Source organism: Chitinophaga filiformis (genome assembly GCF_900102545.1).
In the GTDB taxonomy this organism is placed as follows: domain Bacteria; phylum Bacteroidota; class Bacteroidia; order Chitinophagales; family Chitinophagaceae; genus Chitinophaga; species Chitinophaga filiformis.
The window spans coordinates 211602-228649 of the sequence record NZ_FNBN01000007.1; the positions used below are offsets into that span (position 1 = coordinate 211602).

Sequence of the window (17048 nt, forward strand, 5' to 3'; positions counted from 1 at the left end):
TATAATTATCAGCTACTTAAATAATTCAAGAATAAAGATCAATACCTAATCATTTCGTTTTTGTATCATTGTTTTTAGATATTGAAACATTCCACCGTTAAAAAACTGTCCACGTTGTCAGCCAGCTTTACAAGACATATCTATATTTTTCTGCTCTCAGCCATTTTATGCAGTCTGGGTTGCCGCCGTGAAGCGGAACCAAAATACCGTATCGGCTTCTCCCAGTGTACAGGCAATGACGACTGGCGACGGAACATGCTCACAGAAATGAAAAGGGAGCTATTCTACCATCCTGAAATGAAACTATTATATAAGGATGCAGCGAGCAGCAGCCCCCGGCAGGTGGCACAGATCCGGGAATTGCTGAAAGAGAAGATCGATATCCTGCTGGTATCTCCCAATGAAGCAGTCCCCCTGGCGCCCATTATCGCAGAAGTATATGCCCAGGGTATCCCGGTGATCATCCTTGACCGTAAAGCCGCTACCGACTCATTTACTGCCTATATAGGAGGCGATAACCGTAATATCGGCAAACAGGCAGCCGAGTACATTGCCGCCCAGTTACACGGGAATGGACGCATTATAGAAGTAACCGGACTACGGGGCTCATCCCCTACCGTGGAAAGGCATGAAGGGTTTCGTACGGCGCTCACCCAATACCCCGGCCTGCAGCTGATCACCACCATGGAAGGAAGCTGGGTAGCCGATAAAACAAAGGAAGCCGCCGCCAGGAATGATGCCGCCATCCGCCAGGCCAATATCATCTTCGCACAGAACGACGTCATGGCTTATGCCATGTATCAATATTGCCGGGATAAGGGTATTTCCAATATCAGGTTCATAGGAGTCGATGCCTCTCCTTACCCGGATGCCGGCATTGACCTGGTATCGCGTGGTGTGCTGAGCGCCTCCCTGCTGTACCCCAGTGGCGGTAAGGAAGCCATCAGCATGGCTGCCGGTATCCTGGCAGGTAAAAAGCCTCCCCGGAATACGCTGTTACAAACAGTATTGATCGACAGCACCAACGTAAAACTGATGCGCCTCCAGATCGACAAGATACAGGTGCAGCACCAGGAAATTGAACAGCAGCAGTCCCTCCTGCAGGAGCAACGCCGCCTGTACCAGGACCAGCAACACCTCCTGCGTATTGTGGCCACCTCCCTTTGTATGGCCTTCCTCTTAGGGATCGTGTTGTTCTTCATCCTGCGCACCAACCGGCGTATCAATCACCAGCTGAAACAGCAGCGCGACGAGATACTTCAGCAACGCGACCAACTGGTAGAAATGACCAGTAAAGCAGAAAAGGCTACTGAAGCAAAGTTTGCCTTCTTCACCAATCTCTCACACGAATTCCGGACACCGCTCACCCTCATACAGGCGCCCCTGGAAAATCTCCTGGCAGGAAGACAACTATCGTCCGTCCAGAAACAGCAACTGGAACTGATGCGCAGGAATGTGGTCCGCCTCATGCGACTCGTAAACCAGCTCCTGGAATTCCGCAGAATAGAAAGCGGCAAACTGCAGTTAAAGGTTTCTGAGAATGAGCTTTCCGTTTTCGTCACCGAGATCATGGAAGCATTCAAGGGTATCGCCGTGAAGAAGCATATCGACTTTCGCCTGATCAGTCGCCAGCCAGGAATCAAAGCATGGCTGGACCAGCGCCTCTTTGACCGCGTGTTATATAACCTGCTGTCCAATGCCTTTAAATTCACATCAGACTACGGCAAGGTGCATATATACATGGAGCTGTCCGGCAACAGCGAAGAGGCCATCTTACGCATTGAAGACGACGGTGCCGGCATGGACGAGAATACCCTCATGCATGCCTTCGAACTCTTCTATCAAAGCAGGGAAAGCGAACATAAAGGCACCGGCATCGGACTCGCCCTCAGTAGAGAGATCATCCAACTACACCATGGCAATATCTCCGTGAAAAGTAAAAAAGGCGCCGGTACTACGTTCACCATCACCTTACCTGCTACCAGCGCACCATTCGCACCCGAAGAGATCCAGCAGGAAGAAGAACATATCAATGTGATCAATGAATCTCTCCACAACTATGTAGAGGAACTGGAAAATATGGGTCCTGTAACCACTGTAACTATTTCCCGTCAGGAACAATCTCATTCCCTCCTCATCATAGAAGATCATCCGGACCTGAACAGCTTTCTGGCAGGTTATCTCAGCGAAAGTTATGAAGTATTCCATGCCAGCAATGGAGAAGAAGGATTACAACTGGCATTCCGCCACATCCCCGATATCATTATCTGTGATATCATGCTGCCGGGCATAGATGGCATTAAAGTGCTGGAAACAATAAAGAAGGATATCAGGACCTCCCATATTCCTGTCATCCTTTTAAGCGCGAATAACAGTGAGGAACAGCGGATCAGGGGTATGCAACATAAAGCGGATGCCTATATCAGCAAACCATTCAATATGCAATACCTGAAAGAGAGTATTGCCAGTACGCTCAGTAACCGCGCACTGTTGAAAGATCACTATATCACAGAACCGGAAACAAGGGTGCATTCCGTTCAATCCAATAAACCAGATAGAAAATTTGTCAATGATTTCACCGCAATCGTAGAAGAAAACCTGGGGAACGATCAGTTTAATGTGGAAGATATCTGTACGCAGCTGTCCATCTCTAAAATGCAGTTATACCGCAAAGTAAAACAACTGCTGGATTGTAATGTGAATGATTTTATATTGGATGCAAGGGTAAAGAAAGCGAAGTATCTGCTGGTGAATTCACAGTCATCCATTTCGGAAATAGCGTACACCTGTGGATTCTCTTCTCCTGCTTATTTCTCAACGGTCTTTAAAGCCAGAGCACAGCAGACGCCAAAGGCGTTCAGGGAACAGGCGTTGAATACGTAATGTATTTACCGCATAATTGGTGTTCCCGGGGTTATCACCCCGGGCTACAAACAATAAGACCCCTGCCGGGGTCTAATGCAGCGATTGATCGGTATTGATAATAACCTATTTCCGGGGTTATCACCCCGGGCTATAAACAATAAGACCCCTGCCGGGGTCTAATGCAGTGAATGATCGGTATTGATAATAACCTATTTCCGGGGTTGTCTCCCCGGGCTACAAACAATAAGACCCCTACCGGGGTCTAATGCAGCGATTGATCGGTATTGATAATAACCTATTTCCGGGGTTATCACCCCGGGCTACAAACAATAAGACCCCTACCGGGATCTAATGCAGCGAATGATCGGTATTGATAATAACCTATTTCCGGGGTTGTCACCCCGGGCTATAAACAATAAGACCCCTGCCGGGGTCTAATGTAGCGAATGAATTACAGCTCAGCAAACACCTTCTCCCTGCTCGCCGCCAGCAAATCCAGCACATCTTCTTTTGTACCTGTAAAGGGCCCGGAAGACTCAATCTTCAACGTAGCCATGGCAGCTGCAAATTCTCCTGCTTCCTGCAGTGTAGCACCTTTTATACGCTGGGATAAATACCCCGCCATATAAGTATCACCGCAACCTGTAGCATCGATCACAACAGTCGGCACATACGCAGGAATATGATGGAACACACCATTTGCATAGATAACAGAACCCATACTACCCAAAGTGATCACTACTTCCTTCACACCCCATTCTGCCAGCACCTTCGCCCCCTTACGCACATCCTTCAGACCAGTCAGTACCTCCATCTCATGCTCATTCGCCTTCAGCGTATGTATATACTTCAACGCTTCCTGTTTTGCAGGCCAGTCGATCGCATGTACATTGTGGTTCTCTACCTTACGCAGATATCCCTGCACATCGAGCGCAACCTTTCCACGTTCAGACAATGATTTAATTAATTCTACCGGAATATCATCGGCCAGTAAAGGGCCTAAGTGAAAGAAACGGGCATCAGTATGTGATAATGCCTCAATAGAAAACGGATCTGCTTTCTGCAACACCCGCTGTGTACGATGATCCTGGTTTTCAGAATAAATATTCTCAAAATAAACAGTATGCCTGCTCGGTACCACATCCACTTCAATACCCTTCGCACGTAACTCCGCAACTGAATTCATTTCACTTTCTGCAAGCCCTGTTACCAGTCTATACTTAACATCCATATGACGGACTGCATTGGAAAAGTAGAAAGAAGTGCCTCCTGCCATATGCACCACAGATTTTGTGGTTACTACCTTATCCAACGTGATATGCCCTACGCAACAAATATCGTACATGTACTCTCTTATATGATTATTATACCAACTAATATGCTACTAAATAATCGCCAAATATAGCTAATAGAAACCGATCTGCGGCATTATAGTCTGCGGAGGAGAAATATTGATTGATTTTCATCACTTTATAAAATATCCTAATCTCCGTTTCGGCTAAAAATTCCCCTTTGTGCATCCTACCCAGGCCAATTTAGTTATTGCAGACGGATGGCAGTGTGCTGATATTATTTCACAGCGACGGCAAGATTACTGCAGCAACAATAAAATAAAAAAGTATATGTCAGTTAATCATACATTATCTGCAAATCAAATATTGCATAAGCATTATTTCAAAATTGTATAAAAGAGCTTGTTGATTTTTCTAAATAATTTATCTACATTCACTTAACCCTTTTTTTTCGTTCAACCAATGTAAAATCTGTCCGTTTCCAATCAAGTTTCATTCTGTTATTCATTTTTAAAATCGTTTCGTAAGCAGCGTCCAAAAAAACATCTGTTAACATTTAAAACCATTCTTTAAGCAGCGTTTAAGCAGCGTAAAAAACATCTCTTAAGCATTTTGAACACCATGCTGTAAGCAGCATTTAAGCTGCGTTACATGAACATTCTGTCAAGTATTTTAAACCTTTCTGTAAGCATTTAAAAGAAACATTCTGTTAATCACTTAAAAAACTCTCTATGAAAAGAAATCAACTCCTTGCCCTAGCAATTCCTATTATGATGTTGATGACCATTGCCTCTTGTACGAAAGATGACAAGACCCTTCGTGTACGTGAAAACATTCTCGACGACAAACATCAGGACAGAGGCTTTATCATTATCGCCAAAGAAGGTGCTAAACTTGAAGCTATTTCAGAAAAACTGAGCAAATTACACGTAAGAAAATTCCAACTGAAAACGGCTAACCAGGATCTGGGCCTGATCCGTGTACAAACTCCTGATCCCACCTTTCCCGAAAAAGCAAGACAGGTGGCTGATGTAGAATCAGTAGTGGTAGACGTTGTATTGAACTGGAGACTCCCAGGTAAAGTATACCGTTCCGACAAGCCTGTGTCATCACCCGGCGCCAGTGCAAAATCCAAATCACTCGCCAGCAACCCTTACAGTTTTCTCCAGTGGGGCCTTCAATCTGTAAAAGCGCCGGAAGCGTGGGCTAAGGGCTACAAAGGCAGAGGCGCTAAAGTAGCTGTGCTCGATGGTGGTTTCCTGTTGAACAACCCGGAGATAGCCCCTAACATTATTCTGACCCATAGCTTCATTGAAGGGGAAGAAGTACAGTATCATGGAGCAGAAGGTTTCAGCCATGGTTCACATGTTGCCGGTACTATTGCTGCGCTGGATGATGCCGTTGGCGTAGTAGGCGTTGCACCTGAAGTAAAACTGATCCTCGTGAAAGTATTGACTGATGCAGGTTCAGGACCATTCAGTGCCATCATCGACGGTATCTTTTATGCCACCAATCACGGTGCAGATGTGGTCAACATGAGCCTTGGCGGAGAGCTGCCACGTAAGACTTACACGGATGACAACGGTACTCCCGATGATCCATCCGACGACTATGTAGTAGAATATAACAGGGACATAAAAGACCTGATCAAAGCGATCAACAGGGCCACCCTGTTTGCTACATTAAACGGTACCACACTGGTTGCCGCTGCTGGTAATGATGCGTTTAACTATGATGTGGAAAAGAGGTTCATCACCTACCCTGCCGCTGCACTGGGCGTACTGTCTATTGCTGCTAATGGTCCGCTGGGCTGGGGTATCAACCAGGATACCACCTTATACAGACCTGCTATCTATACGAACTACGGTAAACAATTTGTTTCATATGCTGCACCAGGCGGTAACTGGAGCGAACCATTGAACACAACGATCGTTAATGTTGGCGGTGTTGTATTCTATGAGTATGTATTTGATTTCGTCTTCAATATTGGCTTCTGGGATGAGGCTTCGGGTCAGTTCTCCTATGGCTGGTCTGCCGGCACCAGTATGGCAGCACCGCATGCCAGTGCAGCCATTGCATTGCTGTATGGTAAACATCCGAACATGAATCCTCTGCTTGTTGATCTGATATTGCGTAAATCATCCGACGACTATGGACAAAAGGGCAAGGATGCTTTCTTCGGTAACGGACAGATAAATGCAGGAAAAGCGGTGAAGTACTAATATCATTATTCATATCATGAGAAGAGCCTGTATCAAAGTGATGATACAGGCTCCTTTTATTCGGTTACCCGATGGAATCAGGTAGTCATTTAAACGATTCTGAAGACGTTCGTTTATTTTTTGATACGTCTTCCTTATTTTATTTCTTCTTCCCGTAATCAAACACCAGCTGGCAGAATATTTTCACGCCTGCATCCAACCGGGAGTCATCAATATAGAAGTCGGGTGTATGATGCGCCGCTGCTGTAGCAGGATCTTTTCCGGCGGGCAAGCCACCCAGGAAAAAGAAGAAGGCAGGCGCCTTATCCCCGTAAAAAGAAAAGTCTTCTGCTCCTGTTGTCCATTCTCCCTCTTTCACATTTTCCGCTCCTATTGCCGCGGCTATTGAAGGCGCCATTTGTTTTACCAGTGCGGGATCATTATAAGTTACTTTCGTCTTGGTATCAATGCTCACTTCCGCAGTAGCACCCGATGCTTCGGCAATCTTCGTGGCCGTCAGTTTCATTCTCTCGTGTACCTGTTGCTGCATTTTGCTGTCTAATGTGCGGATAGTTCCTTCCATGATCAACTCTTCCGGAATGATGTTACTGCGTACACCACTGTGTATCTTACCGACGGTGATCACTACAGGCGCTTTGGTCAGTTCTGCCTGACGGCTTACAATCGTCTGAAAACCTTCAATGATCTGTGCTGCTACCACCACAGGATCAATACCATTCCAGGGCTGCGAACCATGTGACTGTCGCCCTTTCACCTTTACAACAAACCAGTCGCTGGAAGCCATTTCTGCACCTGACTTATACTTTACAGTACCAATAGGCGTCTGCGAATTGATATGCAGACCAAAGATGGCGTCTACCTTCGGATTGTCCATTACTCCTTCCTTGATCATCAATGGAGCGCCGCCTTCTTCGTCACCAGGTGCACCTTCTTCTGCCGGCTGGAAGATAAACTTTACCGTTCCCGGTACATCTTTCTTCATAGACGTCAATACTGCCGCTGTGCCAAGTAACATGGCCACATGGGTATCATGACCACAGGCATGCATAACTGGTACCTGCTGCCCCAGGTATTCGGCACTGTCCACCGATTTAAAAGGAAGATTAGCCCTTTCGTATACCGGCAAGGCATCCATATCAGCGCGCAATGCCACTACAGGACCTGGTTTACCGCCTTTCAGCAATCCCACCACCCCAGTCTTGCCTACACCTGTCTGCACTTCGAGACCCAAAGCCTTTAAACGGGCCGCTATATAAGCACTGGTCTTATACTCCCGGTTAGACAGCTCCGGATGCTGATGGAGATATCTTCTCCAGCTCACAACAGAATCTTTCACACTGGCCACGTTTCTATCCAGTTCTTTTAACTGAGCCATTGCCAGCATGGGCACAAATGTCAGGAATAAAATAAATCCGGGTTTCATAAGCAATAACAGATTTTGGTTGATTGATAGGACAAAATATAAAAAAATCCCGGCTATTCCTGTGGGAAATCTGTCAATAGGTATCCCGGAGTTGAAACCCCGCGCCACAAACACAAAGCTCCCTGATGGGGTCAAATGCTGCGCATTACATAGGAGAAAACCATTCCGTCCTTCCTGTAGTTGATCAGCTCTACAGGAAGTATCAATCAGCTTTCAGACTGATGACCGTCATGCCCCGCTCCTGCCCGTCCTTCTAACTTGCAGTATCAAATCAGGAATTCACACTATGAAAACACTCATGAAGACAATGGCATTGTTGTTTGTTGCTAATCAATTGACGACAACCACCATCGCACAGGTACAGTATCAGCAGAAGAATGATTTCACACTCACTATCAACGGAACATCCACGATGCACGACTGGGAGATGAAGACCTCCAGGATTGCCTGCAATGCCACCTTTACCTTCTATGAAGACGGAGAGCTGGGAGGATTGACCTTACTCAATTTTACGATGCCCGCAGAAAGCTTAAAGAGCGAACGAACGGGACTCGATGCGGTTGCTTACAGGGCCTTGAAAACGAAACAGTATCCTACTATCACCTTCAATCTCACATCTGCTGCCGTATCCAAACAGGGTACTGTCATCGCCTGTACCGGTAACCTGACAGTAGCGGGTGTTACACAAAGTATTGACATTGTCGGCGCTGCCCAGATCAACGCAGACAGAAGCATCACGATCAAAGGCACCAAACGGGTCGACATGCGTGACTTCGACATTGACCCGCCTACTTTCCTCTTAGGCCAGTTCACCACCGGCGAAAATGTGACCATTACCTTCAACCTGACCTTCCGGCATTAAAGAACCCAATCCCCTCTGTACCCGACTTAAAAAGACAAAAGGTTATCAGCATCAGGTAAAATATGCACATCCTGTACAAGCCAATTCCGGGATCTTACATGCTGCATCACAATTTATTTTAAACAGGTCTATACATGAGGAAATTATTGGTCGTTTTCCCGCTGTTATTAGCAGGCATCATGCCGGGAAAATACGCATCCGCACAGGAAAAAGAAGGAGTACATGAAATGTCGAAAGACTACCAGGCTCCCAAAGATCCTTTAGTGATCAGGAAACTCTCCCAATGGCAGGACCAGCGCTTCGGACTCTTCATGCACTGGGGCACCTATACCCTGTGGGGAGAGGTGGAAAGCTGGAGTATCTGTCCTGTTGACTGGGTAGTAAGGAAGGGCCCTTACAGCGATGATTATAACACCTATAGAAACGCTTATGAGCATCTGCAGTATGATTTCAACCCGGTAGATTTCAATCCGGAGAAATGGGAGAAAGCAGCCAAAGCTGCGGGTATGCGTTATGTGGTTTTCACAACCAAACACCATGACGGATTTTGCATGTTCGATACCAAAGAAACTGATTATAAGATCACCAGTCCTAATACGCCTTTCTCAAAGAATCCGCGTGCCAATGTGACCAAAGAGATCTTTGACGCTTTCCGTAAGGACAGCTTCATGATCGGTGCTTACTTCTCCAAACCAGACTGGCATAGTCAGTACTTCTGGTGGAAATATTATCCGCCTAAAGATGAACACGTCAACTATGATATCAAGAAGTTCCCGGAACGCTGGCAGAAGTTTAATGACTTCACCTACAACCAGATCCAGGAACTGATGACCGGCTATGGCCCTATCGATATCCTCTGGCTGGATGGCGGCTGGGTAAGGCCTGATGGCAAGCAAAGCATTGACATGCCGCGTATTGTCAATATGGCCCGCAGTCATCAACCAGGACTGATCGTTGTGGACAGAACCGTTCCCGGCGAATTTGAGAACTATACCACGCCGGAACAATCCATTCCTGACAAGCCATTGCCTTATCCATGGGAAACCTGTATGACAATGGGTTACTCCTGGAGTTATAGTCCGCGGGATGAATACAAGCCTTCCCGTCAGCTGGTATCCCTCCTCGTGAAGATCGTATCAAGGGGTGGTAACTTCCTGTTAAACATTGGCCCCAGCGACAAGGGCGATTGGGCGCCGGAAGCGTATAAGCGCCTGGAAGACATGGGCAAATGGATGGACATCAACGGAGAAGGTATTCATGGATCAAGACCAGTAGCGCCTTATTCCGATAAGAACATCTACTTCACACAGTCGAAAGACCAGCATTCCGTATATGCCTATTATCTTTCTGACAGTGATGATGTGAAGCTGCCGGCAGAAGTTACCTTTGCCGTACAGGACATCAAAAAGATCAATCGTATTACACTGCTGGGTACAAAAGCTAAACTGCAATGGACGCTGAAAGATGGTCAGCTGACTATTAAGATCCCGAAGAACATACAGGAGAAAAGCGGTTTGAAATACAGTGCTGCATTTAAGATCAGTGCGTAAGTAATAACTATTTATACTGAAGGGCGTATCACAATCTGGTACGCCTTTTTAGTGTAAATGGCACAGCAATAGACTTTATCAATTATAAGCGTTTGAATATAAAAGCTAAAAGAACCAATAAAAAAAATTATTGGTCATTTAATTTAATATATCCTATATTTACCCCTATTACGACAACTCAACTAAAGAAGACTTCTTCTCTACTTCCTGAAAAAGCACAACCCAAAAGTACAGGTAACATCACCACCCTATTTTCTAACTATACTATACTATCCTGGTATAATTAGCCGTGGCTGTTGCTTCATCTGATTCCCTGTATACAACTCACGTTAAAAAAAGTACAAGCAACATGAAAAAAAACGTAATTGTCGGTATTTCCCTCATGGCAGCAGTCACTCTCATCTGGCTGGGCGCCTGTAACAGCAGTAACAACAAAACCACAGAAAGCGCAGTTGGAACCGGGTCCTATTCCCGCATTCAGCTACCCCAGGATGCCATGGCTTCCTGCACTGTGTCAAAAGACACATTTAATACCTGGTTTCAGAAAGGTACAGCTACTGAAAACGGAGCGGTCACTAATGCCAATAGTGTCACCTTCGGTCATCAGAACAACTGTGATTTCTATCAATGGTCAGAGCGCATGTTCTTATGGCTCACCTCTTCTTCCGAGCAGTATGGAGGCTCTGTGATGGCTTCCCCCGTATTTTTCAATGTAGTAGATGACCCGGCTGGCGGCTTACAAATGGAAAGACATGCAGCAGGCATTATCCCGGTAGCAACAAGCAGCCTGGATAAAAATGGGCCTAACAGGCTCCCCGTTTTCAGAGACAAAAAAGGCCGCCTGTTTGAAGTGATGTTCCACAAAGCAGGAGAAAGAGTGACTATAAAAAACAAAGCCGGTAAAGTGATAGAATTAGGTAACGTAGAAAAGACCCCCAACGGACCAGCACTGTTGAAAGATAAAGCCGGCAATAAGATCGAGCAACCGCTGATCGTTACGAAATTGATCAATCCCGAAAAAGTGCTCCATGCATTTCCAACCAGCACTGGCACCGTCTTCATAGATATGAATGGTAATGAAGTGGATGCAGAGGTAACGCAGGCTACACGTAATGCATTGATCGCTCAAAATAATTCCCTGGTATATTATATCACCATGGTGAATGACATGTATGCCTATTACCTCACTGCTATCAATGACCCGAAATTCAAGAATGATAGCATTTCCAGTCAACAGTTCCCGACAACAGCCGCGGAAATGGCCTGCGTTGTTAACTACGCAAGTTCACATGGGTATCCTGTTCCCTCTGATTCAACCGCGTTGACCATGGAACTGAAAACCTCCTGGGTAATAGCTGACAGCCTGGACAATCCGCAAGACTACTTCTTAATGGAGGCGATGATCCCTACATATGCGGCATCGTCTGATACACTATGGAAACCTGCCGGACAACAAAAGGCGAAACTGGCATTGGTAGGGATACATATTGTTGGCAGTGTAGCCGGACATCCTGAGATGATCTGGGCAACATTTGAACATCAGAGTAATACACCGAATCCGGCATACCAGTATATCAACACCAATGGCCAGGTTAAAACCGTTGCTGCCGATAAGGGCTCATGGCTCTTTAACAGCAATGCATCAGATACTCCCTACAACGTTAATTACATTAATTACGACACAAGTAACCAAAGCCTGACAGCAGCAGTACCCAGTGTCGGTATAGCCCCCAGTAATACACTGCGGATGTTCCCATTTGGCGCAGCAATGGACTCAATCCCTAATCAGCAGGATACCAGTGCTTCCGCTTCCAATACTGAAATTATCGCTATCAACAATGCGATCATGAGTATGATACCGGGTAACGACATCAGGAAAAACTATGTATTCGTTGGAGCTGTATGGACGTCTGGAGGTTCAGTGCCAAATGGTGGCGTCTATAATCCCAGAGATTCCATTTCAGGTCTGGCAATTGGTACAAGCCTCTTAGCCAATAGTACAATGGAGACTTACTTCCAGTCTACCAGCCACACCTGCTTCACCTGTCACCATGGCACTTCATTAGCTCCTGCAGATCTGAGCCATGTTTTCAGCAAAATAAAACCGCTGAATGCCATGCTGCAAAAGATAGATAAAGACCAGAAAAAATAATGTTTTATTGGAAGAAAGGTCAGGCATTGACACGCAATGCTATGTTTATACCGGAGCCTGCTTAACTTTCCTTTATCGTTCCCTTAACTTTTTATTAGAATATGATTGTACAACTTACGGCATCATTTAAATCAACTATCTATGCTAAAGAACTGTACAATCGCATTGTTTTTATTCGCCTTTATTACCATCTCCGCTACACGCAGTTATGCCCAGGCTAAGATCGCCTACATTAATATGCAGCAACTTGTTACCAGCATGCCGGAAGCAAAACGCGCATACGATACACTGCAGGTATACCAGGGGGAACTGGCCAAAGACGGGCAGGCGCTTATCACTGAATTCGAGCAAATGGCAGCGAAGTTTCAGGCAGATGAACCGACGTTAAAACCAGATATAAAGGAGATCAGGATGAAACAGCTGGAAACGGCCAAAGCGAATATTGAGGAATACAGAGGACGCATGGAACAGAAGCTGGCAGCCCGCGAGCAGGAACTGAGCGCGCCTATTCTTGCAAAAGCTAAAAAAGCGGTATCCGATCTGGCAGCAGAAAAAGGGATTGTATGCGTATTGGATAGCTCTAAAGAAAGTGTTGTAACAGCTACCTGTGAAGATCTGCTATCGGCGGCTAAGCAGAAGCTGGGTATTAAATAATTTTTTGTCTGTGTTAGTTAAAAAGGGCCGCTTCATTTTTGAAGCAGCCCTCATATTGTAAAGGTGTATCAATTTAGAATCCGTATCTGATACCTATCTGAATCTGCCATGGATTTCCGGAAGGTGTTATCGCCCCTGTGTTTGTATTGACGTTATACTTATACGTGGATGTAGCTCTGTCAAAACCACCCAGTGAATAAATATTCTGTTTGCCAAGTGTCTTGATAGTACCCCATTCCTTATTCAGCAGGTTGGCCACATTGAAGAAATCGCCGGACAGCTCAATATACTGCGATTTATAAGTCTTGATCTTAGTGCCTATTCTCAGGTCCCAGATACCATAGAAGCCATTTACACCGCCATTTCTCTCAGCAATCTTACCACTACTCTTCCTGATGTAATCTTTCACACTTTCAGACGCCTGCGGATTGTCGAGGATAGCCTGGATATTCTTGCGGATCTTTTCAGGAACGCTCTGGTCATTCACATCAAAAATATAGGCAAGGTCGTTCGAGGCTACGAAGTCGCCGTTCACGTTACCACCCACTGCCAGCGAGTAGCGCGTACCGCCAATGCCGGAGTAGCGGATGCCCACATTAATACCCCAGAAAGTAGGCAGGGTACCATAAAACACTACTTTATGACGGAACTGGTTATCAGAATACGACATGGTACGCAGGTCGCGGGGATCATCCTTTACCATCAGGGATAATGTTGCTGTATTGGCCACATCACCGTTGTAAGAGGTGTTATCCTTAGAATCATTCCAGGTATAACTGAAAGAGATCTCCCCGTCTTTCCAGTAGCGGTAAGTACCGTCTACCACAAAGGCAAACTGGTTCACCTTCCCTTCACTGTTCAATTCCAGCACACGGCCTATGCGATTGCTCTTGCGTCCCTTCATCCAGTCGGTAGCACCGTTGCTTACTGTAATCGTGCTGTCTGGCACATATACACCGCGGTTGCCTTCATTTTTCAGGCGGAAGAAAGGCTGGTCCACCATATTACGATCAACGTACATGTAGTTGTGACGCGCCAGGGTCATAAAACCGGTAATCCCCATCTTAAAACGATCACTGAAGAAGTGGTTGTATGAAATATTCGCCTTGTATACTACCGGAATCCTCGCGTCTTTACCATTCATGTTAATAGTACCCTGACGAGGCAATCCTAACTGATCGAACAACTCTTTACCAGGCGCCGAAGAAGGATTCTTACGGTACTCAACGAAATTTGGAGCAGGAACACTGCTGCCCTGGACATCCACGGTAAGTACTTTGGTACCGTCAAACAGCATGTTATTGATCATTGCGTAGTTGTTGATATCAGAGCCGAAAATAGCTGCCCCGAACCGCAGGTAATCCTTATGCTTCTCATTGATATCCCAGTTAAACTGCAGGCGTGGCTGCACCTGGAAAGTTTTCAGCGAGTTATCGGTACGTAGTCCCAGATCCTGGTAAACTATTTCATTGAAGTTAGGCTTGTTCAGGTATGTAGTATAATCCGCACGGATACCAGCTATCATCTCAAATCCGGGAAACAGCTTTGTCTGCATCTGGGCGTACAATGCACTACTGATAATATTCTGTTTTACGCTCGGATCATCCGCCAATGCCACTTCACGTGCATAACGGTAAGGTTTCATGTTATTGAAATTATCCAGACCTGTAAAATAGAACCGGCCGTTCATTTCACTACCATACAGTGAGTTCATATGGCTGTACATGATATCAGCGCCAAAGGTGTAGTTAGCCTTATTGGTACTGAAATATACATTGTCAACCAGCTGTACGACATGATTGTAGAAATGTTCAGGAGAATAACGCTGTCCGCCAAACTGTATTGACGTATAAACTGTATCAGTACCCATGATGGATTGTACGCGCTCTACGATACCGCGCGGAATATTCTTTTCGGGCAGCTGATCACCGGGTGTACTTTCCTCAAACGTATACAGGTGTTGTACTTTCAGCTCGTTGGTCAGGCGTGGGTTCAGCACTGTACGTAAGGTAGCCAGGATGCTGTTGTTAACAGCCTTGGCATCTGCATATACTTCATACAGGTTGATAGCAGTATTGTCATCACGTCCCAGCGGAGCGCGGTCATTAATATAGTTATCGCGCAATGTCAGCAGGCTCTTATCACTCAGCTGCAGATCGATACGGGCGAATACTGCGTCTGTACCTCTCTTTTTATCAAATGATCCGAACTGTGGTGAATTGGCAACACCATATTTACCACGTGCAATTGTCAGGAAGTTATCCAGTGTTGATTTAGTGACACTCAGACGTTTCTCATCAGCGGGCGACTGAATATCTGCCAGGAACAGCGGGCGGGCATCTGCCTGGTGATCCCATGCTACAAAGAAGTGCGCCTTATCCTTAATAATAGGTCCTCCTAAAGAAAAGCCGTATTGTTTTGTAGAGAAGTCATTCACGCGCTTAGCGCCGCGGATATCATAATTACTCGATAATGCATCTCCCCTGTAATACAGGAAAGCACTACCGGAGAAGGTATTCGTACCGGCTTTGGTTACAGTACTGATAGTACCTCCACCGCTACGGCCGAAGGTAACATCATACTGGTTGGTCACTACTTTAAACTCCCTGATCGCTTCCATAGACAGTGCATACGGTCCGCCGATACGGGTATTCGTACCGCTGCTGGAAGTAGGATTTTTAGCGGAGGTACCATCGATCGTGATATTGGTAGAAGAACCGAGCTGACCAGCCAGGTTACTACCATTACTCAGAGGAGAGAGATCTATCAGTGACGAGAAGTTACGGCCGTTTACCGGCAGCCTTGCGATGTCACGCGCTGTTACAGTCGTAGCAGCTCCGAAGTTCTCTGTTTTGTTTTTGAGCCCACTACCACTTACCGTGATCTCATTCATGCTGACAGCAGAAGATCTCATCTCGATATTAACCTTTACAAGGTCGCCCTGGTTCAGGGAATATCCCGTACGCTTCTGTTCACCATACCCCACAAAGGATATCGTGATCGTGTAGGGTCCACCGAGAGGCAATTCTTTCAGCGAGAATTCACCTTTTGTATTCGTAATTGTTCTGCTACTAAAACCAGTGGATTCATTCCTGACAAGCACGGATGCGCCTGGAATGAGCTGTTTGGTTTCATCAGTGACAACGCCGGTAATGGAGGCCTGGGTTGTCTGGGCGGATAGTTGTGAATGGGTAAAACAACACAACAATAGCAATAGAATGCCAGTACATATAGGTTTCATAAGCGCGAAAATAAATTCGGGTACAAATCAATGCAATATGGTTTCAGTATGTTAACGTAGAATTCATATTATGCAATCACTACTTGCGTGTCCATTCTTCATGAATAGGATCTCCTTTAGAACTCTTACCGCTGTGATCCCATTTGTCGCCATTTACACTGCCTTTAAAGGAGAGTGATGCACCGACTCTGCTGTTATCTCTTGAAAAGAATTCGATATTTTCTGTATAGACACCATCTTTAAAAGTGTAAGAGCCTCCACCTGTTCCAAAGAATTCTCCTGTCTTTGTATTCATTGCTATCCATTGGAATTTGGTGCCGGTGAGGATCTTGATAGTTTTTCTGTCGCCGGGTTTCATCGCATTCATCGCTCCGTTCGTTTCCCTGCCTGTTATCTGCCATACACCGGTCATTGCGCTGTTGCCGTCATCTACTCTTGTCCAGGTTATCTTGTTACCGTTTAATGTAGTTACCAGCTGGTCTCCCTGAAAGTCGACAGTGGCTTCAAGCTGTTTTCCTACCTGTGATGCGTCTGCTGAATTGAACTCGATGGTAGTCATGCCGGCGTTATCGGAAGATCCTGACCAGGTACCACCTAAGGTAGACTTAAATGCAGTGTCGTATTCGGTGATACTGAAGTATCCGGGCGTGACCAGCATTACGGCTGTAGTTCCTCCGGAAGTGGATTTCCAGGCGCCAAGTACTTCGGATTGGGCATTCGATTGGGTGATGGTAGTGACAGTGAATAAGAGGGCTAAGAAAAGGTTGATAAGTGTTCTCATAATTGG

General features: G+C 45.9%; 10 protein-coding genes. 6 read left to right on the forward strand and 4 right to left on the reverse strand.

Annotated elements, in window-relative coordinates; genetic code table 11:
- Window positions 1-114: 114 nt before the first annotated feature.
- A complete protein-coding gene (locus BLR32_RS25145) occupies window positions 115-2883 on the forward strand; it encodes a hybrid sensor histidine kinase/response regulator transcription factor (RefSeq protein ID WP_143011580.1) in 2769 nt (922 codons plus the stop codon).
- Window positions 2884-3316: 433 nt separating this feature from the next.
- On the opposite strand, the gene BLR32_RS25150 is transcribed toward BLR32_RS25145, so the two are convergent.
- Window positions 3317-4210: a PfkB family carbohydrate kinase gene (locus tag BLR32_RS25150; protein WP_089835797.1), complete on the reverse strand. Its 894-nt coding sequence runs from the start codon at window positions 4208-4210 to the stop codon at window positions 3317-3319.
- A gap of 678 nt (window positions 4211-4888) precedes the next feature.
- Between BLR32_RS25150 and BLR32_RS25155 the strand changes: the two genes are divergently transcribed.
- Entirely contained in the window at window positions 4889-6379 is a 1491-nt protein-coding gene (locus BLR32_RS25155) for a S8 family serine peptidase (RefSeq protein WP_089835799.1), read from the forward strand.
- Between the two features lie 139 nt (window positions 6380-6518).
- Here BLR32_RS25155 and BLR32_RS25160 read toward each other — a convergent pair whose 3' ends face one another.
- Window positions 6519-7802, reverse strand: coding sequence for an amidohydrolase (locus BLR32_RS25160; RefSeq protein WP_089835802.1), 1284 nt, complete (start codon window positions 7800-7802; stop codon window positions 6519-6521).
- Window positions 7803-8088: 286 nt separating this feature from the next.
- Here BLR32_RS25160 and BLR32_RS25165 point away from each other — a divergent pair, with 286 nt between their 5' ends.
- From BLR32_RS25165 to BLR32_RS25180, 4 genes are all read left to right on the forward strand, one after another.
- The gene (locus BLR32_RS25165; protein WP_089835804.1) at window positions 8089-8664 is read left to right on the forward strand and encodes a YceI family protein; all 576 of its coding nucleotides are present in this window, start codon (window positions 8089-8091) and stop codon (window positions 8662-8664) included.
- 134 nt (window positions 8665-8798) lie between these two features.
- Window positions 8799-10214, forward strand: a complete 1416-nt coding sequence (locus tag BLR32_RS25170; protein ID WP_089835806.1) for an alpha-L-fucosidase — start codon at window positions 8799-8801, stop codon at window positions 10212-10214.
- Between the two features lie 349 nt (window positions 10215-10563).
- Window positions 10564-12366, forward strand: coding sequence for a hypothetical protein (locus BLR32_RS25175; protein WP_143011581.1), 1803 nt, complete (start codon window positions 10564-10566; stop codon window positions 12364-12366).
- A gap of 141 nt (window positions 12367-12507) precedes the next feature.
- A complete protein-coding gene (locus BLR32_RS25180; RefSeq protein WP_089835810.1) occupies window positions 12508-13020 on the forward strand; it encodes an OmpH/Skp family outer membrane protein in 513 nt (170 codons plus the stop codon).
- Between the two features lie 73 nt (window positions 13021-13093).
- On the opposite strand, the gene BLR32_RS25185 is transcribed toward BLR32_RS25180, so the two are convergent.
- On the reverse strand, window positions 13094-16261 hold the full coding sequence (locus tag BLR32_RS25185; RefSeq protein WP_089835812.1) for a TonB-dependent receptor: 3168 nt from the start codon (window positions 16259-16261) through the stop codon (window positions 13094-13096).
- A 79-nt stretch (window positions 16262-16340) separates the two neighbouring features.
- Window positions 16341-17042: a hypothetical protein gene (locus BLR32_RS25190; protein WP_218124250.1), complete on the reverse strand. Its 702-nt coding sequence runs from the start codon at window positions 17040-17042 to the stop codon at window positions 16341-16343.
- Between the last annotated feature and the right edge of the window lie 6 nt (window positions 17043-17048).